The organism is Bacillus sp. FJAT-27001, from assembly GCF_019039175.1.
GTDB lineage: Bacteria > Bacillota > Bacilli > Bacillales > Bacillaceae > Bacillus > Bacillus velezensis.
In genome coordinates this window covers 200,770-222,139 of record NZ_JAHOAA010000004.1, presented here as the reverse complement: position 1 = coordinate 222,139, position 21,370 = coordinate 200,770, and the positions used below count along the sequence as shown (strand labels likewise).

The 21,370-nt window shown below is 48.6% G+C and carries 17 protein-coding genes and 1 pseudogene; 3 read left to right on the top strand and 15 right to left on the bottom strand.

The annotated features are described in order from the left end of the window. Positions 1–66: 66 nt before the first annotated feature. A complete protein-coding gene (gene mprF / locus BGM27_RS15220; RefSeq protein ID WP_007408547.1) occupies positions 67–2,637 on the bottom strand; it encodes a bifunctional lysylphosphatidylglycerol flippase/synthetase MprF in 2,571 nt (856 codons plus the stop codon). 168 nt (positions 2,638–2,805) lie between these two features. Between mprF and BGM27_RS15215 the strand changes: the two genes are divergently transcribed. Then, the gene (locus tag BGM27_RS15215) at positions 2,806–3,288 is read left to right on the top strand and encodes a MarR family transcriptional regulator (RefSeq protein WP_007408546.1); all 483 of its coding nucleotides are present in this window, start codon (positions 2,806–2,808) and stop codon (positions 3,286–3,288) included. A 108-nt stretch (positions 3,289–3,396) separates the two neighbouring features. Then, positions 3,397–4,989, top strand: a complete 1,593-nt coding sequence (locus BGM27_RS15210) for an MFS transporter (protein WP_007408545.1) — start codon at positions 3,397–3,399, stop codon at positions 4,987–4,989. Here the strand turns inward: BGM27_RS15210 and bstA are convergent. From bstA to BGM27_RS15185, 5 genes are all read right to left on the bottom strand, one after another. After that, positions 4,949–5,491: a bacillithiol transferase BstA gene (gene bstA / locus BGM27_RS15205; RefSeq protein WP_007408544.1), complete on the bottom strand. Its 543-nt coding sequence runs from the start codon at positions 5,489–5,491 to the stop codon at positions 4,949–4,951. The genes BGM27_RS15210 and bstA overlap by 41 nt on opposite strands. 25 nt (positions 5,492–5,516) lie before the next feature. After that, positions 5,517–5,789: a ribonuclease inhibitor Barstar gene (locus tag BGM27_RS15200; protein WP_007408543.1), complete on the bottom strand. Its 273-nt coding sequence runs from the start codon at positions 5,787–5,789 to the stop codon at positions 5,517–5,519. Between the two features lie 22 nt (positions 5,790–5,811). Continuing rightward, positions 5,812–8,223: a PEP/pyruvate-binding domain-containing protein gene (locus BGM27_RS15195; protein ID WP_007408542.1), complete on the bottom strand. Its 2,412-nt coding sequence runs from the start codon at positions 8,221–8,223 to the stop codon at positions 5,812–5,814. A 321-nt stretch (positions 8,224–8,544) separates the two neighbouring features. Further along, complete coding sequence (locus tag BGM27_RS15190; protein ID WP_007408541.1) at positions 8,545–9,633, bottom strand: acyltransferase family protein; 1,089 nt, start codon at positions 9,631–9,633, stop codon at positions 8,545–8,547. Beyond that, entirely contained in the window at positions 9,624–10,226 is a 603-nt protein-coding gene (locus tag BGM27_RS15185; RefSeq protein ID WP_007408540.1) for an NAD(P)H-dependent oxidoreductase, read from the bottom strand. Before BGM27_RS15185 ends, BGM27_RS15190 begins: the two co-directional genes overlap by 10 nt. A 232-nt stretch (positions 10,227–10,458) precedes the next feature. On the opposite strand from BGM27_RS15185, the gene BGM27_RS15180 reads away from it, so the two are divergent. Next, positions 10,459–11,010 carry a PadR family transcriptional regulator gene (locus tag BGM27_RS15180; protein ID WP_007408538.1) on the top strand — a complete coding sequence of 184 codons (552 nt, stop codon included), beginning with the start codon at positions 10,459–10,461 and terminating at the stop codon, positions 11,008–11,010. Between the two features lie 37 nt (positions 11,011–11,047). On the opposite strand, the gene cyoE is transcribed toward BGM27_RS15180, so the two are convergent. The 9 genes and pseudogenes from cyoE to glvA all read right to left on the bottom strand — a co-directional run bounded on the left by cyoE (position 11,048) and on the right by glvA (position 21,258). After that, a complete protein-coding gene (gene cyoE / locus BGM27_RS15175; protein ID WP_007408537.1) occupies positions 11,048–11,995 on the bottom strand; it encodes a heme o synthase in 948 nt (315 codons plus the stop codon). A 219-nt stretch (positions 11,996–12,214) separates the two neighbouring features. Beyond that, a pseudogene (locus tag BGM27_RS20795) lies at positions 12,215–12,283 on the bottom strand (hypothetical protein); the annotation flags it as partial. A 78-nt stretch (positions 12,284–12,361) separates the two neighbouring features. Continuing rightward, positions 12,362–13,219, bottom strand: a complete 858-nt coding sequence (gene catE / locus BGM27_RS15170; protein WP_007408535.1) for a catechol 2,3-dioxygenase — start codon at positions 13,217–13,219, stop codon at positions 12,362–12,364. A 16-nt stretch (positions 13,220–13,235) separates the two neighbouring features. Continuing rightward, positions 13,236–13,640, bottom strand: a complete 405-nt coding sequence (locus tag BGM27_RS15165; RefSeq protein ID WP_007408534.1) for a DoxX family oxidoreductase CatD — start codon at positions 13,638–13,640, stop codon at positions 13,236–13,238. 167 nt (positions 13,641–13,807) lie between these two features. After that, the gene (locus tag BGM27_RS15160; RefSeq protein ID WP_020953943.1) at positions 13,808–15,625 is read right to left on the bottom strand and encodes an ABC transporter ATP-binding protein; all 1,818 of its coding nucleotides are present in this window, start codon (positions 15,623–15,625) and stop codon (positions 13,808–13,810) included. Next, entirely contained in the window at positions 15,606–17,339 is a 1,734-nt protein-coding gene (locus BGM27_RS15155) for an ABC transporter ATP-binding protein (RefSeq protein WP_007408532.1), read from the bottom strand. Before BGM27_RS15155 ends, BGM27_RS15160 begins: the two co-directional genes overlap by 20 nt. A 136-nt stretch (positions 17,340–17,475) precedes the next feature. Next, the gene (locus BGM27_RS15150) at positions 17,476–19,062 is read right to left on the bottom strand and encodes an alpha-glucoside-specific PTS transporter subunit IIBC (RefSeq protein WP_007408531.1); all 1,587 of its coding nucleotides are present in this window, start codon (positions 19,060–19,062) and stop codon (positions 17,476–17,478) included. A gap of 16 nt (positions 19,063–19,078) precedes the next feature. Further along, positions 19,079–19,840, bottom strand: coding sequence for a MurR/RpiR family transcriptional regulator (locus BGM27_RS15145; protein WP_007408530.1), 762 nt, complete (start codon positions 19,838–19,840; stop codon positions 19,079–19,081). A 68-nt stretch (positions 19,841–19,908) separates the two neighbouring features. After that, the gene (glvA, locus tag BGM27_RS15140; RefSeq protein WP_007408529.1) at positions 19,909–21,258 is read right to left on the bottom strand and encodes a maltose-6'-phosphate glucosidase; all 1,350 of its coding nucleotides are present in this window, start codon (positions 21,256–21,258) and stop codon (positions 19,909–19,911) included. Positions 21,259–21,370 lie beyond the last annotated feature (112 nt).

Genomic DNA, 21,370 nt, shown 5'->3' with positions numbered 1-21,370 from the left:
ATGTTATTCAGTATAACAGAGTGAAATTAGAATTTTTAGTTAATTCTTCGAAAAAAAAGACGCCTTTTAACGGCGTCTTTTTTTGGTTTTTCCGATCAGGCGGGTGACGAGAATCATCGTGACGGACAGCGATCTGTTTTTGCGGTACGCCAAGTATTTCCCGCGCCACTCCGGTTTGTATTTTTCTTTAAAGGCCCGCAGCCCGCTGAAGCTGTACATATACCGGACGTTGTTGAAGATGACGGCCGCGATTCTTTCCGACCAGAAAGATGTAAAAGCCGTTCCTACGTTTGACAAAGGCGCCATGCCCATATTGAAGGTGGTATAGCCTTTTTCCTGCGCCCAGAGAAACAGACGGATGAAAAGCGCGTCCATAATACCGTTCGGCGCGCTTTTCCGATAACGCATCAAGTCGACGGATATCTCGCCTTCCTGATACATCGGCATCAGGTTGGCAAAAGCGATGATCTCCCCTTCCGCGTCTTTCACGTAAGCAATCGGCGCCTGTTCCAAATAATCCCGGTCGAAGAAACCGAGAGAAAAACCTTTCTCTTTTTTCGGTCCGAGCCATTCGTCCGAAATGTCTTTCAGCTTGGCGATAAACTCGGAGGAAAACGGCGGTTCCCCGACATGAAATGTGTAGCCTTCGCGGTCAAATTTGTTGTTAATCGCCCGCAGCCCCGCTTTTTTCTTACCTGAGAGCGTAAAGGCCTCCATATCCACGAACGCTTCTTCTCCGAGCTTGAAGAAGTTATAGCCGAAGTCATGATACAGCGCCAGATCTTCACGTTCGATCTGATAAAACATGACACTCAGCCCCTGCTTATGCGCTTCATTCAGAAATTCTTCAATCACAAGCGGAAAAGAGTCTCTCTGTCCTGACGGATCACCGAGCACGACAAGCCTTCTGGAAATCTGGCTGAACAATAAAAGCGCTTTGCCGTCGCTTGAGAAATAAAACCGCTTATCCCCGAGAAAGCCGAGATGGCTGAGTGCGTTTCCGCCTTCTTCCGCCAAAAAGGACTTCAGCCGTTCAGGATCGGCCTTTTCTCCGATCGGCTTCGATCTTTTATGATAAAAGAACGTAAACAAAAGGAAAAACAGCGGCACAACAATAATGGCCGTCATCGTGGCATATGTAATGTGCGAATTGTTATGGACGAAATAATCGTGGCGCAGCAGCCGATTCATTTTATCCCAAATAAAGCCGGCAATGAGATTGTAGTTAAACAAGGCGATAATAAACAGAGCGGCCGCAAAAATCATCTGGCCGAGCGTATACGAAGCCTGCTCTCTGATAAACTGCCGCTTTAACAGCACAAGCAATACGATGACGACAGGCAGAATAAAGATCGCGCTGATGTTCAATCCTTTTAAGAAACTGAACACAAAACCGCCGACCAACGCGGCAACCGCCATTGAATAAGAACGTTTCGTCCGTTTGTATAATTCAATCGGCAAGATTAAAAGAATCAAAGCCGCGCTTAACGATAACGCGTTAAACGCAAGGAGCGCCGGGCGCGGAATATGCGGGATGACCGTCTCCCTGTCAATCGGCAGGGCGACGGACGCCAGCACGACCACTCCCGCCATGAAAACCAAAAGCGACAGCGAACCGTAAAGCACCCTGATTAAGATAGCGCGCTGGAATACGAGAAGCACGTTCGTCGTTTCCACGGCGGGCGCCATCTTCGGATTTGATTCCAGCCGTTTAAGCGTATTTTCCGTTAAATCGCCAGCCGCAAAGAACAGCCCGAACACAAACGGAATAAATGAATACACAATCCGGTAGATGACGATGGATGTCACAACCGCCTCCTGCGGAAAGCCCATATTCTGCATGCCGAGCAGAAACAGAAGGTCAAACGAACCGAATCCTCCCGGCACAAGACTGATGATTCCCCCGATAGCGGCAATGGCAAATACACCGAATACATGGCGGACATCCGCGTGAATTCCCATGACATACAAGGAATAATACATGACGACAGCCGCCGCAAACCATTCGGCAAACGATGCCCCGATGTAAGAAAAAACCGGATGCCTCGGTTTTGCTTCACCGTCTTCTGCGCCAGCTTTTTTATTGTTGATCCCAGCGGCGATTAAGGCTGCCGGCACGATAAGCGCCACTCCGGCGATAACAGCCCACAGCCACGGTTTCTCACCTGTAATCTCTCCAACCGGCAGAACCCGGGCGATGGTCAGGATACTGAAGACGGACAGCCCGAGCAGCGCTGAGGACGTAAGCCAGGCGATGCCTGCGACGAGGCGTTTTACGTCATTCGTATGTTCTTTGTATAGCATCGTCCGCAGCCCGACACCCGCCAGACCGCCGAATCCAAGGACATTGTTAAAGGAATTGGCGATAAAGGAGACCCTGAATACTTTCCAATTCGGAATGTTGAGGCGAAGCGTCCGTTTCAGCACAAAGTCATAAAAGGACATTGCGCTGACGGCAAGAAGGCCGAGCAGAACGAGAATAAATAAATCGTAACGCTCAATCCCGTTAATAATGTACAGCGTTCGTTTAAAAGAAAGGTCTGTCAATTCCTTTTTGGACTGATAAATGACTAAAAGCAAAACTGCAATAGGAAATAATACTTTTAATATCGATAAGGCATTCTTTTTAGTCAGCAATGTTCTCTCCAATCATCATAAAATAGCTTATTTATTATAATTCCCCCAATAATCTCCAACATATTATACACTACCACCTCACATTCAAACAAAACTCGTCTGCAACTTTCTTTCTCTGATTAAAATCAGTAATATGGTATGCAGGAGTATAAATGAGGAAGTGAGACGATGGATTATAATCTGCATGATACAACAGTATTAAGCGGCGATATTTTTTCTCCTGAGGAACGGGATATTTGGGTGCTGTACATGAAAGTGATGACATCGGCGGGGCTCGGCGATGTGTCGGAGTGGATGAAGCTTGATATGAGCATGCCGCAAATGAAGGTGCTGATGCTTCTGAACAACCACGGGACGCTTAAGGTGAGTGACATAGCGGAGAAAATGGGCGCTTCCCTTTCAAATACGACGGGGCTGCTTGACCGTTTAGAAAAATCATGTTTCATTACACGCGCTCCGTCAGAAGAAGACCGCCGTTCAGTCGTCGTTCAATTAACGGAAAACGCGAAAGATATTTTCCGCAGCCTTTATCAAAAAGGACATGTAAAATTGAAGCGTTCATTGGAAACACTGACCGCTGAAGAAAAACAAACGGTCAATCAAGGGCTTTCCATTTTGGCAAGAGCGCTTGATTCTTCCAAACAGGGATAGAGATGAAAAAGGCCTGCCGGTATCGGCGGCCTTTTTTTGTTTGACATTTAATTCACTTGAAGTGAATAATATATTCGAAGTGAATTAAAAACGGAAGGATTGATCAGTATGCCGGAGCCATTGCAAACAGAAAAAAAACAGAGCCGGGCCATCACTCTCTTTACGATCGGTGTGTTCATGGCGGCGCTGGACAACGGAATTATTTCCGCTGCTCTGACGACGATTAACAGCTCTTTTGATGTTTCTCCTTCATGGGGATCGTGGGGAGTGACCCTTTACACATTGGGACTCAGTGTCAGTGTGCCGATTGTCGGCAAGCTGTCGGACCGATACGGGCGGAAAAAGCTGTTTATGATGGAAGTCGGGCTGTTCGGACTCGGCTCTTTGCTTGTCGCACTCAGTCAGAGCTTCCCGATGTTTTTGGCGGCACGGCTCATTCAGGCGCTTGGCGGCGGCGGAATTTTTATTATCGGGAGTTCGCATGTGCTGGCCGTGCTTCCGAAGGAGAAACAAGGGAAAGCTCTCGGGCTTTTAGGGGCGATGAACGGTATGGCGGCCGTCCTCGGACCGAATATCGGGAGCTTTTTGCTTGATGTAACCGGGTCGTGGCATTGGCTGTTCTTGATTAACCTGCCGATTGCCGCCGCTTTGGTTGTGTGCGGCGGTTTGTTTATCGCTGAAACGAAAGAGCCTGAGGCGAAACGGCTTGACCTCGCCGGCACAATGCTGCTGTCTCTTGCGATCTTATCTTGTATGATCGGTATCACGAATCTCGATGGGGCGAAGCTGTCAGAAAGCATAATGGACGTAAAGGTATACGGGTATCTTTTGGGAGCTGCACTTCTCTTTCTGGTGCTGCTTAAGGTCGAAAAGCGGGTTGAAAACCGAGGGGGCGATCCGATTCTCGCCTACTCGCTGCTGCAAAATAAAGTGTTTCAATGGACGCTCGTCATCGGATTTTTATCGGGAGGGCTGCTCGCTGCGGTCATTTTTATTCCTTCTTATGCGGAGCAATATTTGCACGTATCGGCGGAGAAAGCGGGTTATTGGATGACGCCGCTCGCGTTGGCGTCAGGCATCGGAGCGTGGCTCGGCGGGGCGATCACGGATAAAAAAGGTCCGGTCTTTTCCGCGGTTGTATCAGGCGCCATCGCATTTGCAGGCTTCAGCCTGTTTCCGTTATGGGTGACGGATAAATGGGAATTTGTCACAGCGAGTGTCATTGCGGGGATCGGTTTCGGATTTCTGCTCGGGGCTCCGCTGAATGTGCTTGTATCAGAAACGGCGGGCCAAAACAAAGGAACAGCGCTCGGCACGCTGTCACTCGTAAGGCAGGTCGGGCTGACGCTCGCTCCGGCTTTATATGCCGGCTTCATTACAGCGGGCTTTGACCGGATCGGAGATGACATCAAAAACCGTTTAGCGAAAAGCGGCATTCCCGCTGATCAGGCGCAAACGCCGGATATCGGCGGCGGACTTTCTTCGTTGCAGGAGCAAGTGAGCCGAATCCCCGTTCCCGCTGTCAAAAAAGCGGTTTCTGATGCGATTGAAGCGGGCATTGCCAGCGGCTACCACCATCTTTATACGGCAGCCGCCGTCATTTCATTATGCACGATTGTATCTGCGGCTGTTTTGGCGTTTTTCCGAAAGCCGGCACCCTCTAAGACAGATGCCAGCCCATCCTCCGGGAAAGCTCAGTAATATGGGCGATGTGATGTTCAGAGTGCCAGACATATAGTCCGAGCGCTTGTTCCAGCGTAATCGTCTCTTTAGATACAGGATGGAAGTATGTCCGTTTGAATTGGGCTTCCGTCATGGAGCGCAAAAGAGCGGCCCATCTTCTGTGCAGGATCGTTAACAGCTCAAGCGCATCCCCGCAAGCGGCGGTTTTGGAATCATGAAGATCGGCCCAGCCTTTTTCATCATAAGGACGGATTTCCGGTTCATTCTCCGTTAAGCTCAATTTAAACCGGGTATAGCCGTTCATGTGGCTGTCCGCCAGATGGTGAACCACTTGGCGGACAGTCCATCCCCCTTCGCGGTACGGCGTATCAAGCTGACTGTCCGACATCGCTCTGACAGCTTGTTTCAGTTTGGCCGGAGCGTGTTCGAGCGTATTGATCCATTCTTGTTTCTGTCCGGCCGAAATCGATTCAGCCGGTTGATACTCTCCAATCGGATAGCTGAGGATTTGTTGTTCCATTTTTGTCTCTCTCCCGTTGATCGTATTATGAAAGTATGATGGTGATGTCGCAGCCTTCCGCTTTCGCTTCACGAAAGACCTGAAGCACACTCTCGGCGCCATTTTCTGTAAGCTGCTTGCTTTGTTCAAACTGTCTCCATTCTAAAACGAGGGGGTATTCCACCCAGCCGGTCAGACAATCCCATAAAGCGTCAAGGTTTTCACCGTAGTATTCGGGAAGGGCAAGTTCCTTTTTCAATGTCTGGTGCAGGTCGCTCATACTTCTGATTTGCTCCCCGTTAATAACTGCTTTATTCATGCGCGGCTCCTTTCCCATGTTTTTATTCTATCAGTTTACCATTTTCCTCTTCAGAAGTGACCGGAGTCTGCCGCGGTTCCAGCTGGACAATGCCTTGCCCGCCGTCAACGGCCACCCTGTCCCCCGTTTTCAGTTTTGACGTTGCATTTCCGCACCCGACAACGGCAGGAATTCCCAGTTCCCGGGCAACGATCGCCGCGTGGGACAAAGGGGCGCCGACGTCCGTTATGATAGCAGCCGCTCTTGGAAAAAGCGGGGTCCAGCCTACATTGGTTGTCGAAGTCACTAAAATTTCCCCCGCCGCAAAAGAATCCCCGTCTTCCGGAGCATCAAGGACACGGACAATGCCCTCCACTCTCCCGGCCGCTCCCGCGAAACCTTTTAAAGTATGCGCATCATCAGTTTCCGCCGGCATAAAAGCATCGTAATAATCCGCTCTTCTGTCAGGATCCTCAGCCCATTTAAACGGATTGAATCTTCCGTTAATAACGGATGGGAACGGCGGCAGTTTTTTATAGGTTTCATAGTTTTGCTTTCTCGCTTGAATCGACGCAACCGCCGGCTCTTTCCCCGCGAGCAGATCGGTTATTTCATGCAGATACAAGAAGAAAATATCGTCCTTCATGCCGGTCATTTCCGCCGCTCTGAGCGCGAATGCTCTGGCTGTCCGGTACACCCTGACAAATTCGGATCTGGTTGTTTCTCTAATATTCGCGTATTCTGACGCTTTTTCCATTTTGGCTTTGAGCCATTTGACCTTATGAGGAAACTTTTCTTCAAATCTTCGGAAGGCCTGTTCATGCGCCCGCTGCTGTTTCAAAAGCAGTTGTTCGGCATCAATACCCGACTCCTTGTGTTCTTTGATCTGCTTCGTCAGCCAATCCCGGTTTTCTCCCGGATGCGGTATGGAAAGTTCGTATTCATGCGGGCCACGGTGGCCTTGGTTCCTGAGATATTCTTCCTCGCTCATACGGCCTTTCATGACTTGATCAATGCCGATAATCGGCTCCAGGCTGGCCAGGCCGCCTTTTCCCCTCAGATTGGACAGCAGGAGATTCGCATCTTCTATCCCTGCGAGTTTTGTTAATTGAGAGGTTAACAACGAAGAGGATTGCGCAGAATCACGCCCGCCGGATATTAACGCAAACCACGCGTTGCATAAATACGGATAGATCTCATTGTCCCATATCGATAATAATGTCCGCTCCGTTTCGGCCCGTTTCAGCTTTTCCTCAATATTCCGGCACCACTCCGGCGATTCGTCCAAGTAGGAGGACATGTTTTTTTTCGCGTGCTTCATTTTCGACAGATACGGTTTCAGTTTTTTCGAGATGATCTTCAAAAGTTCATACTTTGAGAACGGATATAAAGGAATCTTCATTTCCGCCGGGATTTCTCCCAATGTATCGCTCATCATTTTTCCTATTTTACCGCCTTTCGGATTCAGACCGAAAGCGGCGAGAACGGAAAGAGGCTGGCTCATATTGTTATAGGCTCTGCCGCAAATATTGCCGGACCAGACATAATAACCCGGAATAATGCCCGACTCTTCATCCAGATTCCGGAGGAGCGACCATGTCAGCGGCGTCATCACATCGGGAATCGCTTCTCCTATATTTGTGTTTGTCCATAAAAAATCCCCGCTGAAAGAATCATTCCATTCATAGGTTTCCAGATTTCCGGCTTGCAAGGTCGTAATCGGGCGGGATTGAAGAATATACAATGTCCCGCCCGCGGCGGCCCATTCAATATCCTGCGGCCCTCCAAGATCTTTTTCCAGCTTTTTCGCCAGTTTATAGAGCTTTGACGCATATTTGCGAAATTCCCCGGGGCCGTCGTATTTTTTCTTGGGCCGTGCCAGTTTAAAAGAATAGGCATCGGCTTCCCCGGAAACGAGCTGCTCCCCGAGACCGTAGACGTAATTGCCTGTCATCTCCCGCCTGCTCCCCGTAATTGGATCTGCGGTAAACAGCACTCCGGATATCTCAGACGGTATCATCAGCTGGATGACGATTGCGATTTCATGCTCATCTTCCATTCCCTGAACGGCGCTGTACGCTTTTACCCTTTCTGACTGTGCCGATCGGCGGACTTCATCAATCGCCCTGGACATGTCTTGATCTGTTTTGACATTCAACACCGTATCGAATTCTCCGGCAAAGGAAGCCTGAGCTGAATCCTCGCTCAGCGCGGATGAGCGTACGGCAAACAACGCAGATGCATGGCGGCTGCGGATGGATTTCACATATTGATCAATAGCCTCTCTCGCCTGATGGCGCAGCTGTCCGTCCTGAAAGGCAGACGGCAAAATCACAAACCCTTCAGGCACAGGATACCCGCTTTGATACATTTTAGAGAGAATGCTTCCTTTTCCTCCCGCAAAGGAATAAAGTTCGTCCGGAAGTTCTCCGAATGTTTTGACACAGTCATTCATAATGTCCCCGCTCCTTTTTAGTCGTTCATCCAAGCTCACAGTTTTTCTCTTTTTCACTTTTTTTGAAAGTATTTCCTATAAGTATACAATATATCGGTCTTCACAAGGGAGAAAATCGATGGCGTTATGTTGTCATAAATGCATCCGTCAAAACGGCCGCAGGCGGGGTCTTCAGCCTTACAGTGAAAGCTCTATTAAAATTAGAGATAGGCTGCCCGATACTGCTTGCCTGGCATTCGCTTCCGGCTTGCCGCGGGGGGTTTCGTTTGCAGGTTATGTCAACTTCCGTATCAAAAAGGCGGCCGAAACGCCGCCTTTTTTTCAGACTGTGCGGCCTTGATGCGCCGCCGTATTTCTTTTGGTCTGCTTCGGCTGATACACTTTCCCGACAAACAGGTATCCGTATCTGAAATGGTTGCACACCCAAGATAAGAAAATGGGACCGAGCGTGCAGATCAAAAATAAAAGAAGGATGGCAGCCGCTAAAGGCATTGATCGCAAATAGCCTTCCAGAAGATATCCGCTGATTAAAAAGTAGGAGTGCAGCAGATAGATTGAAAACGAATAGTTGCTGATCATCATCACAATCGCGGGCACTTTTTTGAGCTTTGAAAACAGATGAAAACACAGAAAGATCATACTGACCGCGTAAATCATAATATCCGGACGCTTAGAGGAAATGGAGCCGCCGCTGATATATGAAACGGCCACAATCAATATTGCCGATACGGCCGCACTGAAGTAAACCGCATAACGGTACTGATTGATGAGCGATAAAAAACGCGGATATTCCTTTCCGCAATAAAATGCCAGACAGAAATAAAACACCCAGCCCGGAAACGGAACCCAAAAGAACGGAAAAATAGAATCAAGCCCCGATGATGCCGGCGGATGAAAGATGGAAAAGTAAGCCAGATAGACGGCGTTGATGATAAACGAAACAGACAGCACCCACATGGGAGATTTGTTGTTCAGCCAGCGGTGCAGCAGCATATGGAGAATGTAAAATTGAAAGATCACAAGAATGAAGTAGCCGATGAAGTTTCCTAAAAACACATTCTCTAAAAATTTACCGATCACTGAAACGAAGCCGGCTCCTTCTTCCGCCACGCTTTTCATTAAAATGGCATCCACCGCGGCAATAAACAGAAACGGCACGAAAATGACTTTGCCCCTTTTCTTTAAAAAACCCGCGGGAACGCCTCCCGGGTATGACCTGGCAAGCAGAAATTCCGAAATAAAGATAAACGCCGGCGTGCTGAACATCAACAGGGTCCGAAAAGCATCAACCGTATGGGCGGCACTGGCTAAGGACTCTTCCTGAATCATCAGCACCATTGAAACTACGTGAAGCAGAACCACACTTAAACAGGACAGGCAGCGAATCACGAAAATTTCTTTTATCTGCATGCGGCCGCTCCTTTTTCACAAGCGCGCCGGACTTTAGCGTATGCTTGGCGCAGCCATTTTTCCCGCAGCTCGGGTGTGCTCGTTTTGACGACAGAAAAAAGGTTCCGCTCGGCTTTTTGAATGCCGCAAAATTGCAGAATGCCTTTTTTCAGCGTAATCCAGTCCGAGTTTTTCCGGAACCACTTTAAGTACCAGCCCGGGGAATCCGCCGTATAAAAGACCTGTGCCGTCTCTGCCCGGAGCAGTCCTTTTACGCGGCCGTTTTCATATGTGTAGGCTTCTCCGGCGACAAGCACTCTGTCAAAAAAGCCTTTCATAATCGCCGGAACGCCTCCCCACCACAGCGGGTAGATGAAAATGAGATGATCCGCTTCTTTCATCAGTTTCCGGTATTTCTTCGTTTCAGCGTCCCGGTTCATGTCAGAGCGCTTTTTTTCGCCGCCGTACTTCAGCACGGGATCAAATTGGTCGGCGTATAAGTCAATGACCGTATAGCTTTGGCCGCTGTCCTTTAAAGCCATGACGACGTATTTTACGAGAGCCGCATTGAAACTGTTCTCATCCGGGTTTGCATACACAATCACCGTCTTCATATGTCCCTCCCATTATTTCTTAATTTTTACAATGATTATATCATGTTGTCATATGAATGAGGCAAAGACATGAGAAAGGCTTTTTCCAGTACCGCTGCCGTTTCGATAACCCCTTTCTGCATATTTTCGCTGATTTTGCCGCCGCAGATTCAATGACAAGCATCCGGCACTTCTGCGTTTTTGAGCGGCCGTATGGTATACTAGCTGTCAAATGAATGGCTTGGAGGACAACATGAGAATTTTAAAGTACGCGATTTTAGGGCTTTTGCGAAAAGGCGAATTGAGCGGATATGATATATCGAGCTATTTTAAGGAAGAGCTCGGCCAGTTTTGGAGCGCAAAGCACAGCCAGATTTATCCGGAATTAAAAAAACTGACGGCTGAGGGATTTATTACGTTTCGCACTGCGATTCAAGGAACAAAGCTTGAGAAAAAAATGTACACGCTGACTGACAGGGGAGAGCTGGAGCTTGCTGCCTGGCTGACGAAAAAAGACCCGATTCCGGAAACGGTGAAGGATGAATTTATGCTGAAGGCTTATTTCATCTCAGCTTTGACGCAGGAAGAAGCGGATGAGCTATTCACCGACCAGCTCGTAAAGCGGAAGGAGAAATTGTCCCATCTGGAAAACAGTTATCAAGAACTGATGACATCGTCCGCGGAGGCGGATTCTTTTTCTTCTCCTGATTTCGGCCATTATCTCGTGCTGACAAAAGCGCTTGAGCGGGAACGGAATTATATTTCCTGGCTTGAAGATATTTTGGCTCTCATCAAAAAAGCATAAACAAAACGGGGCGGCTCTGTATCTGCAAGCCGCCTGTTTACGTTCTGAGAACCGCATTGATAAACGAATCAGCCATTAAAATAAGAAAAAGCAGACTGAAATACACAATCGAATAAAAAAACATCCCCTTCGACCATTGCGTGTCATCCGCCGCCTGAAAGCCTTTGACGCTCCGGTACAGCCAGATGGCCCCGAGCAGGAGAGCGGACGCGGTATAAAACGGGCTGACGTCTATATAAAGAGGAACGAGCAGCGAAACCGCAGTCAGAACCGCAATATAGCGCAGCATTTTTATTTTTGTGGCGCGATTGCCTTTTATGATCGGCAAAAGCGGAATGCCGGCGGCACGATACTCTTCCTTTCGCCTGATTCCGATCGCCCAGAAATGCGGCGGCTGCCACAAAAACATAATCGCGAATAACAAAATCGCGGGCATATCAATGTACCCGGCCAGCGCGCAATAACCGATTAAAGGCGGAGCCGCCCCGGGAAAGCTGCCGACAAATGTGCTCCAGACGGATTGTCTTTTAAACCAAAGCGTATACACGACGGCATACAGCAAAAAGGCAAGCAGGCCAAGAACGGCGGTCAGTACATTAAGTGAAGCAAGCATGATGAATCCGCAGGCGCCGAGACATGTGCCGTACAGGATCATGACCGGCGGCGGTATTTTTCCCGTGACGCTTGCGCGGGTGCGGGTTCGTGCCATCTTTGCGTCCATGCCGCGGTCAAAGAAGTTATTAAAAACAGTGCTTGATGCCATGACCAACGCCGTTCCGATCATGGCAACCGCCATGGTGGCAAATATACCGGGCCCTCCGCCCGTCCTTTCTGACTGAATCCATGCGATCCAAAATCCGCCCAATGCGGCGAGTGAATTTGAGATGATAATCCCCGGTTTGGCAAGAATGATAAAGTCCTTGACCGTCATCCGGTTTCCGTTATGCTTCATCGGCTGTTCCGTCTGTGCTGCATTTGAGTTCATTTGTTCAGGTTCTCCTTTTTCGGCTTATCATATCAGGAAGAATCAGGAAGCACAATTTATTTTGGGCATTTTTCACACAATTGTAAATTGTGTATGAAAAGCCGCATCTTGTGACCGGATGCGGCTTTTGCCTTTTTCTATTCAAATTCTGCCCATACAGCTTTTTCAATCCAGCGGATGCCCTGAGCTCGGGCCGGCGATGGCGGGCGCCACGCGTCATTTTTGCGCCTCACTGAGATGTTCGCTCTCTTTAGTCACACAAAAGCCGTGTGTATATTGCAAATCGACGTTCTTCTTTCCCGAGCCTTTTCAAGAAAACTTCAGAAAAATAAAAAACCTTGCCGGTTAGACGGCAAGGTTTGTTTCTTACAGTGTAAATGCGATATCCGCCCCTGATACAGGGTCTTTGACGAATACGCCCTCTTCTTTTTCTTCGATCTCAAAGCCGGCATCGGTCAGCGCTTTTGTCACACGTGACAGCTCTTTTTGATGCGGCAGCGCGATGGTGTAATAATCCAGCCCGCTTGCATTTCCCGGTTTCGGCGGCGCATGTTTTCCGGCCCATATATTCAGACCGATGTGATGGTGATACCCTCCCGCTGAAACAAACAGAGCGGACATGCCCGCGTAATTGCCGACAATATCAAAACCGAGAATATCGGTGTAAAACGCTTTGGCTTCCTGTAAGTCCGTCACATGAAGATGGATGTGGCCGATAACAGTTCCTTCTGGGAGACGGCTTTTCCGTTCAGCTCCGGCTTCTTCCAAAAGCCCGTCCACATCGACGGGCGCCGTTTGCATGACATAATTGCCCTCTGCATCCCGGTGCCACGTGCTGCGGGGACGATCGACGTATATTTCAATACCGTTGCCGTCCGGATCAGACAGGTAAAGAGCCTCACTGACCGCGTGATCCCCCTGACCGAGCGCGATGCCGTTTTCAATCAGCCTGGCCAATGCGATGCCGAGTTCTTTCCGGTCAGGCAGAAGTATCGCGAAATGGTAAAGGCCGGTGACAGACCGCTCCGGCAGAACGACGGCGCTTGGATTTTCTTCAAGCACCAGCAGGACGCGTTTTCCGTCTGCTGACAGTCTTGCTGAACGATCTGTCTGCGAGATGACTTGAAGGCCGATTACATTCCGGTAAAAGCCGAGCGAACGTTCCATATTTTTAATGGTCAATTTGACATAACCGATTGCCGTATCTTGATGAATGCCGGTCATTTGAACGCCTTCTTTCTTATGCTGAAAAAGTTTCTCCCTTTTTTGATTTGAAAAGGAGCTGATCCAATGAAAGCAGACGGCTTCCTGAAAGCGCTAAGTGAATTGACGCAACCAGTAAGATGAAATCAAATTCCGATCCGCCCATAAATGGTGAGGAAAGCTTCGCCGTGAAGATGGCGCCGACTAATGTGACGGCAAACAGAACGCCGATAATGCGCGTTGCCAAACCGAAAAAGATCAGAACCCCGCCGACAAGCTCAATCGTCGCGATGACATAGACCATAAAGGCCGGAATCCCGATGCTCTGGAAAAATTGCGTAGTTCCTTCCAACCCTTGAAACTTGGATAAACCGTGAACAAAAAAGATAATACCTGTTACAACCCTTAAAAGCAGTGTTCCTGTTTCGAATGATTTATTCATAAAATCCTCCTTGAAAATTATTATCACTTACTTTATGTAAGCTAGTATATATACATAACTTATTTACGTCAAGTAATTTTGTTACATTTAACGAAAATAACTTAAAAGTACTATTTGCCTTCGCGAAAAAAAGACCTCTGCACTCTGTCGGAGGTCTTTTTCCCTATCTATGATTCCCGGAACTGGCTTTCATATAATTCCCGGTAAAACCCGTTCTGGCTGAGAAGTTCGGCATGGGTTCCTTTTTCAGCCATTTCGCCGTCTTTCAGCACAAGAATCTGATCGGCTTTTTGAATTGTGTTCAGCCTGTGAGCGATGATGACGCTTGTTCTGCCCGTCATTAAACGGCCGAGCGCTTCTTGTATTTTCACTTCGGTCACTGTGTCAATGTTGCTCGTCGCTTCATCCAAAATGAGCAGCACCGGGTCCGCCAGCACAGCTCTCGCGATGGAAATGAGCTGTTTTTGTCCTTGGCTGATGCCCGCGCCGTTTTGGGTAAGAACGGTATCATAGCCTTTCGGGAGCCGTTCGATGAACCCGTGGGCATTGGCGGCTTTTGCGGCTTCCTCCACCTCTTTGTCAGAAGCATCCAGCCGGCCGTAGCGGATATTCTCCCTGATGGTGCCCTGAAAGAGAAAAGAATCCTGCAGGACAAACCCCATGTTTTTTCTCAGACTGGATCTCGTCAGTTTTTTGATGTCCGTTCCGTCAATGAGAATTTTTCCGTTATTCGGCTCGTAAAAACGGGCGATCAGGCTTGTAACGGTTGTTTTACCCGCTCCGGTCGGTCCGACGAAGGCGATGGACTGTCCTTTCGGAACGCTGAAGGACAGGTGTTTTAAGATCAGGCTGTCTTCCTGATAGCCGAAGGAGACATCTCGGAATTCAATCTCTCCCGTTTTGATCGGCTGGTACAGCGCATGCTCTTCATCTTCCCGCTCCTCTTTTTCATCCAGCACGTCAAACACCCGTTCAGCCCCGGCGATGGCCGATAACATCGTATTGAACTGATTGGCTAAATCATTTAAAGGGCGCGTGAACTGCCGCGAGTATTCGGCGAATACGACGATGGAACCGATCGAGATCCATCCCTTCAGCGCAAACAGCCCGCCGACCGCCGCTATAATCGTAAAGCTTAAATTGTTTAAAGAGTTCATGACTTTCGGAATGAATCCCGAAATTGTCTGCGCCCAAAACCCCGATGATTGTAACGCCGCGTTTTTTTCTAAAAATTGTTTCATGACGCGGTCTTCCCTCGAATAGGCTTTAATGACCTTCGCCCCTGATATCGACTCTTCAATAAAACCGTTCAGCTCGCCGAGGTTTTTCTGCTGCTGTTTAAACAGCAATCCCGTCCGGTTGGTGATCCATTTAATGCTCAAAAGCATGATCGGAATAATCAAAAGCGTGATCAATGTTAAAAGCGGACTCATGTACAGCATGACGGAGATTGTGCCGACGAATGTAATGACGCTCGACAGCACTTGAATGACGGATGTATTTAAAGTGGAGCTGACATTTTCGATATCATTGGTGACCCGGCTCATTAAGTCCCCGAGCCGCTGTTTATCAAAAAACGGAATCGGCAGCTCATGCAGATGGGTAAACAGCTCGCTCCGCATTTTAAACACGGTGCTTTGCGAGATATTGATCATCCAATAGTTTTGAAACCATAAGGACAATGATTGCACGAGGTAAATCCCAAACAGGATGAACAGCACCCCCGCCAATCCGTCTGTCGTCTGTCCGACGATAAAATGATCAATCGCTTTCCCGATGACGAACGGTCCGAGCAGGCCGAATATGGCGCTTATGACTACCATGATGATCACAAGGGTTAAAAGCCCTTTTTTCTCGGCTACATAAGACCAGATTCTGCGCAGCGTGCCTTTTGTATCTTTTGCTTTCGCGCGTTTTCTGCCGCCTTCATTTGATTTGAGCGGTATTTTCGGATATCGGAAAGGTTTACGAATGTCTTTTTGCATTGTCAGCTCCCTCCTTTCCGAATTGTGATTCATAAATCTGCCGGTACAGATGAGACTGTGCCATCAGCTCTTTGTGCGTGCCTTTGGCCAGCAGTTCGCCGTCTTCAAGCAATAAGATGGTGTCAGCCTTCATTGCAGTCGTTATTTTCTGCGTAATAATCAGTGTCGTGCATTCATAGGATCTGATCGCTTGTAAAAGCTTCGCTTCCGTTTGAAGATCAAGCGCGCTCGTACTGTCATCTAACAGCAGGAGGGACGGCTTTCTGATAAAAGCGCGCGCGATGGAAATCCGCTGCTTCTGCCCGCCTGACAAATTGACGCCCCGCTGTCCCAGCACCGTGTCGTATCCGTTTGACAGCTTCATAATCGTGTCATGGATTTGCGCGTCTTGGGCCGCTTCCATTACTTCATCTAGTGAAGCATCCTCCCGCCCCCAGGCGATATTTTCACGGATGGTGCCCGAAAACAGAAGCACTTCCTGCGGAACATAGCCGATTTCCCTGCGCAGCCCGCAAGCGGAGAATTCACCGATCGGTTTGCCGTCTATGAAAATACTGCCCGAATCAGCCGTGTACAGGCGCGGAATCAGCTGAAAAAGCGTTGATTTTCCTGAACCTGTCGCGCCCATAATGGCAACCGTTTCTTTCGGGCTGGCAGAAAAGGACACGTGATGCAGCGCGTCTTTTTCCATGCCCGGATAGCGGAAGGACACTTCGCGAAACTCAATCCCGCCTGCAAGCGCCCGTGCCGGGTCCTGCCCCGTTCCCTCGCCGCCTTCTGTTTCCAGCACCTCGCCGATTCTTTCTCCGGAAGCCTTCGCCCGGGAAAATACCATGATGAGAAAAGGAAGGACGGACAGCGCGCCTGTAATCCGCGTCGCATAGTTAATGACGGAAACGACATCGCCGACCTGCGCTCCGCCCTGAGCAATGCTTTTGGCGCCGAACCATAAGATAAACAAAATGCAAATGTTCATCAGCAGCATTAAAATCGGCATCGCCGCTTCCACGAGACGAAAAGCGGAGACCGTTTTTTCCATCAGCTTCGTATTCGATTTCAAAAAACGTTTCACTTCGTGGTTTGCACGGAGGAGCGCTTTAATCAGTTTGATCGCCGTCAGGTTTTCCTGCATGATCGTGTTGACCTGATCAAGCCGCTTTTGCACAGACCGAAACAGCGCGCCGCCTCTTTTCAGCACCCACAGCAAAAACAAAAGCAAAATCGGCACCGTGATCAGCAGAAAAAACCCGAGTTTCGCATTGACGGTCAGCGAGAGAATAATGCCCCCCGCAATCATTAACGGCGCCCGGAGCATAAACCGGAGACTCATGAAAAGCATATTCTGAACCTGTGTCACATCGTTTGTCAGCCGGGTGATAAACGATGTGGATGAGAATTGCGCAAACGTCGAATAGGAGAAGGATTGAATCTTTTGAAAAAGCCCTTTTCGCGTATCATACGCATAGCTCTGGCTGATGTGGGCGGAGTAGAACGAATTTAAAATGCCCGATGCGAATGAAACAGCGGTCAGTCCGATCATCACGCCGCCCCACAGCCAAACCGTACCGAGATCCTGCTTTAAAATTCCTTCGTCAATGATTTTCCCGATCAGCAGGGGCTGTATCAGCTCTACCGCAAGCTCGATGAGCATGAAAAACAGAGCGATTCCCGCCAAAAGAGAATACGGTTTTACATATGATAAAGCCTTAGACATGTGTAAGCCTCCAAATCCTTTGTTCAATATTATTATTTTATGCCTTTCCGGCAAATGAATAAAGAAATTTGGTATGCCGTTTTTTCAATAATCTGCGAAAAAGATAAAACCTTCCCGGGGAGGGAAGGTTTTGACCTTATTGATCCAATTGCTGCTCAATGCGCTCCCGCATTTGCGGAACGCCTAATCCGACAATGACCTGAAGCGCCCTGCCTTTTCTGACGACGCCGTGGGCTCCCAGCTCTCTGAAATCGGCGTCACTTTTGACCTTTGATTCATCAGCGACAGTGACGCGGAGACGGGTGGCGCAATTGGTGACCTCCGTAATATTGTCCTTTCCGCCCAGCGCTTCAATATACAAAGCGGCTGTATCCCGCTGTGTTTCGTCTGCCGCCGCTGTTTCTTTTGAAGCCCGCTTCCGTTCTCTGTACTCCTTTTTCGAATAGAGCTTTGTTTCCTGCCCTTCCTCTTTTTCTCTGCCCGGTGTGGCGATGTTGAATTTGAGAATGAGGAAACGGAAGACGAAAAAGTAAACAGCGGTAAAACACAACCCGATGATGATCTGGTATACATACGTCAAGCCGTGGCTTGACGCCAGCGGGATCCAGTTCAAGGTCGCAGCTTCGATCAAACCGCCCCCCATATTTCCGACGACGCCGGCCATATACATGACGGTTGCCATGGAAGCGGCAAGCAAAGCATGAACCGCAAATAAAAACGGAGAGATAAAAAGGAATGTAAATTCAATCGGCTCTGTAATTCCCGCGACAATGGACGTCAAGGTGACCGGGATCAATAGGCCGGCGACGATTTTTTTCTTCTCCTTTGAAGCCGTGGCGTAAAAAGCGAGCGCGATTCCCGGAATGCCGAAGATTTTCGAGTTGCCGTGAAGCGCGAATCCCCCCTGCGGGAACAATTCTTTCAGCGGTTTGACGCTTTGAGAGTATTCCCCGAGATGCTGCGCCCAATAGGTGACGATACCGCCTTCAGCCACAGCCGGACCGTAAATAAACGGAGAGTAAATAAAATGATGCAGGCCGGTCGGAATTAAAATCCGCTCCAGGAACGTGTAAATCCACACGCCGATCGCCCCGGAAGAAACGAGAAAACTTTGCAGCGAGCCGATTCCGGACTGAACCATCGGCCATACGTATGCCACCGCAAGTGAAATCGGTATCATAATGAAGAAAGAAATGATAACGATGTAGGAAGATCCTTGAAAAATCCCCAGAAAATCCGGCAGTTTTTTATCAAAATAACGATTGTGCAAATACACGACAATAGATGAAATAAAGATGGCGCCGATAATATTCGTATCAAGCGTTTTGATCCCGGCGATCATCGTCAGCCCGCTCGTTCCGCCCGCTTCCTGAGTCATATCGACATGAAAAGCCCCGCCCCAAACCGTCAGAATCGCATTGATAAAGTAATTGAATGTCAGATAAACTGTAAGCGCTTCCAAACAGGCCCGCGCCTGCGCTTTTTTCGCTAAGGCGACAGGTATGCCGATCGCAAACAGGAGCGGCATTTGATTAAAGACGGTCCAGCCGCCCTGTTCAATGACGTACCAGCATTGATACCAAAGCCCGTCAGGATCAGCCAGCGGCCCCATCAGCGTTTTATTTTTAAACAGCGTACTCAGACCGACAATAATACCGGAAAATGCAAATAATAAAACAGGCACAAACATCGCGCTGCCGAAGCGCTGGACTTTTTGCATCATTTCACGTGACCTCCCGCTATTTATCAAAATTTTCGAGCTCTTTATAATCAACATATGCGCGGAATAACGCTTCGCCCACCAGAAAAAACGGGGCAAATGCGACGATTTCCGTTTTATCGCTTAACGTCACCGGCTTGCTGGTCGCATAAAGATTATACGGCGTCGTTTGCGCCAGTACGTTGTTTTTCAGATTGGTGATTGAAATAAACGGAACTCCCTTTGCGGACAGGGTCCTTACCTGCGGAATTAATTCGGGTGTTTCGCCTGATAAAGAAATAATGATGAATACGTCATCAACCTTAAAATCATCACACATGATATCAAACTCTGTGATGTCCTGAATTAAAATCAGATACTTCCGCCGGGATACAAACATCCGCTGCAGCTCACGGGCGCACACCCTCTGAGCCGTCCCCGATCCGTAAACGAAAATCCGTTTTGCTTCATCTATCAGCCGGCACATCTCCGTCATATCTTTTGACTTCACGTATTTTACATTGGCTTCAATATCATCCAGCAGCTTTTCAAACGTCATATTCTCGCCCTCTTCAGGCTGATCCTCCCATTTCAGAAAAACCCGGAATTCACTGTAGCCGCTGAAGCCCAGTTTTTGGGCGAGCCGCAGGATGGAAGACCGAGAGACATTGCAGGCTTTCGCCATGTCATTGATACCGAGATGGTAGCACGTATGTTTATGATTCAATATATATTTTAAAATATAAAAATCGTTGTCATTTAATTTCGCGTAATGCTGGTTAACCAGTTCTTCAAGACTCATCCCAAAAATCCCCCCGTTTTCTTTCTATTATATAGAATAACAGATAAAGAAAACGGGGAAGATTGTCATCAGGAAATAGGAGACGGACTCACATCAAGCTCAGGCCAGTAGTCCTTGTTAGCCTCCATCAGATCTTCAAGAATCAGTCTTGCCACACGGGCATTCGGCACTGTTTTTGACAGGATCAGCGCCTGCCACAGCTTTTGAAATGACCGCTCTTCCCACGCTTCAGCCGTCAGTTTTTCGACAGACACCTGCTGTTCCATCAGGCCTTTTTGAAATTGCGGTATGTTCCCGACTGAGAGCGGTTCCGGTCCGTTTGAACCTACGAGACAAGGAATCTCAACCATGGCTGACGGATCAAAGTTTGCGATCGCGCCGTTATTTTCAACGATTAACAGCATTCTCTCCCCTGTGTTGTAAGCGATGGCCCGGGCAAGGTCGACGATATAGGAAGCATGATCATCAATTTTAATTTCACTGTTCTCCGATGATTGTTCGCGCGTAATCATATCGCATTGGTTGAAAATGAAAGCTTCCCGCCCTTCCATGACTTCGTTGGCTCTCGTATGGTTCGGATTTGATTTTTTTACCATATCATCCGGGAATAAGTAATATTGCAGATATGTGTTCGGAAGCGTATCCGGATCAGCCGCCTGAACGTCGCGCGCTTTTTTGAATGTGTCATTCCAGCTTGCTTCAGTCTGTTCGGCCTCCGTCTTCGGAACGTAGCCGTATTCACGGACATGCTCTTTCAGCTTCGGCATTAAATCATTGCCATGCCGGTCTGTGATGGACGTCCACCAGCCAAAGTGGTTCAAGCCGTAGTAACGGACGTTCATTTCTTTTCGTGAAGATAATCCGAGGATGTTCGCCATGCGATCCTCAATTCCGACCGGCATGTCGCAGATGTTCAATATTTTTGAATTCGGTCTGAGGCGCCGTGTAGCTTCGGCCACAATCGCCGCCGGATTGGAGTAATTCAGCATCCATGCGTCAGGCGAGTACGTTTCCATATAATCAAGAATCTCCAGAACACCGCCGATAGAGCGCATGCCGTATGCGATTCCGCCCGGCCCGCATGTTTCCTGGCCGACCACGCCGTACTTCAGCGGGATTTGTTCATCGAGCGCGCGCATCGCATATTTTCCGACGCGGATATGCGCCATGACGAAGTCAACATCCGTAAAAGCCGTCTCTGGGTCATCAGTCGCCAGAAATTCAATGTCCGGCGCTTTTTCTTTTATGAATACCTCACACGCACCCGCAATCCGCTCCTGCCTTTCTTTATCATTGTCATAAAGTTTCAGCTTTCTGATCGGAAACTCTTCCAGGTGATTCAAAAGCATTAATACAATTCCGGGGGTAAATGTGCTGCCGCCGCCTGCAATAACGATTGAGAATGATTTGTCTGTCATGTGAAGCCCTCCTCTGATAACGTTTACATTTTATTTATATCATGAGAAGGTCCGATCTGTACCGGGTTTGGAGGAGTTAGATCATTTAATCATTTTTAGTTATTTTTCTCAA

What these genes read in the sequence shown, in the direction of transcription:
- BGM27_RS15215 (WP_007408546.1), top strand. Translation starts at nt 2,806, where the DNA reads ATGGATTATAATCTGCATGATACAACAGTATTAAGCGGCGATATTTTT.
- BGM27_RS15210 (WP_007408545.1), top strand. Translation starts at nt 3,397, where the DNA reads ATGCCGGAGCCATTGCAAACAGAAAAAAAACAGAGCCGGGCCATCACT.
- bstA (WP_007408544.1), bottom strand. Translation starts at nt 5,491, where the DNA reads ATGGAACAACAAATCCTCAGCTATCCGATTGGAGAGTATCAACCGGCT.
- BGM27_RS15200 (WP_007408543.1), bottom strand. Translation starts at nt 5,789, where the DNA reads ATGAATAAAGCAGTTATTAACGGGGAGCAAATCAGAAGTATGAGCGAC.
- BGM27_RS15195 (WP_007408542.1), bottom strand. Translation starts at nt 8,223, where the DNA reads ATGAATGACTGTGTCAAAACATTCGGAGAACTTCCGGACGAACTTTAT.
- BGM27_RS15190 (WP_007408541.1), bottom strand. Translation starts at nt 9,633, where the DNA reads ATGCAGATAAAAGAAATTTTCGTGATTCGCTGCCTGTCCTGTTTAAGT.
- BGM27_RS15185 (WP_007408540.1), bottom strand. Translation starts at nt 10,226, where the DNA reads ATGAAGACGGTGATTGTGTATGCAAACCCGGATGAGAACAGTTTCAAT.
- BGM27_RS15180 (WP_007408538.1), top strand. Translation starts at nt 10,459, where the DNA reads ATGAGAATTTTAAAGTACGCGATTTTAGGGCTTTTGCGAAAAGGCGAA.
- cyoE (WP_007408537.1), bottom strand. Translation starts at nt 11,995, where the DNA reads ATGAACTCAAATGCAGCACAGACGGAACAGCCGATGAAGCATAACGGA.
- catE (WP_007408535.1), bottom strand. Translation starts at nt 13,219, where the DNA reads ATGACCGGCATTCATCAAGATACGGCAATCGGTTATGTCAAATTGACC.
- BGM27_RS15165 (WP_007408534.1), bottom strand. Translation starts at nt 13,640, where the DNA reads ATGAATAAATCATTCGAAACAGGAACACTGCTTTTAAGGGTTGTAACA.
- BGM27_RS15160 (WP_020953943.1), bottom strand. Translation starts at nt 15,625, where the DNA reads ATGCAAAAAGACATTCGTAAACCTTTCCGATATCCGAAAATACCGCTC.
- BGM27_RS15155 (WP_007408532.1), bottom strand. Translation starts at nt 17,339, where the DNA reads ATGTCTAAGGCTTTATCATATGTAAAACCGTATTCTCTTTTGGCGGGA.
- BGM27_RS15150 (WP_007408531.1), bottom strand. Translation starts at nt 19,062, where the DNA reads ATGATGCAAAAAGTCCAGCGCTTCGGCAGCGCGATGTTTGTGCCTGTT.
- BGM27_RS15145 (WP_007408530.1), bottom strand. Translation starts at nt 19,840, where the DNA reads ATGAGTCTTGAAGAACTGGTTAACCAGCATTACGCGAAATTAAATGAC.
- glvA (WP_007408529.1), bottom strand. Translation starts at nt 21,258, where the DNA reads ATGACAGACAAATCATTCTCAATCGTTATTGCAGGCGGCGGCAGCACA.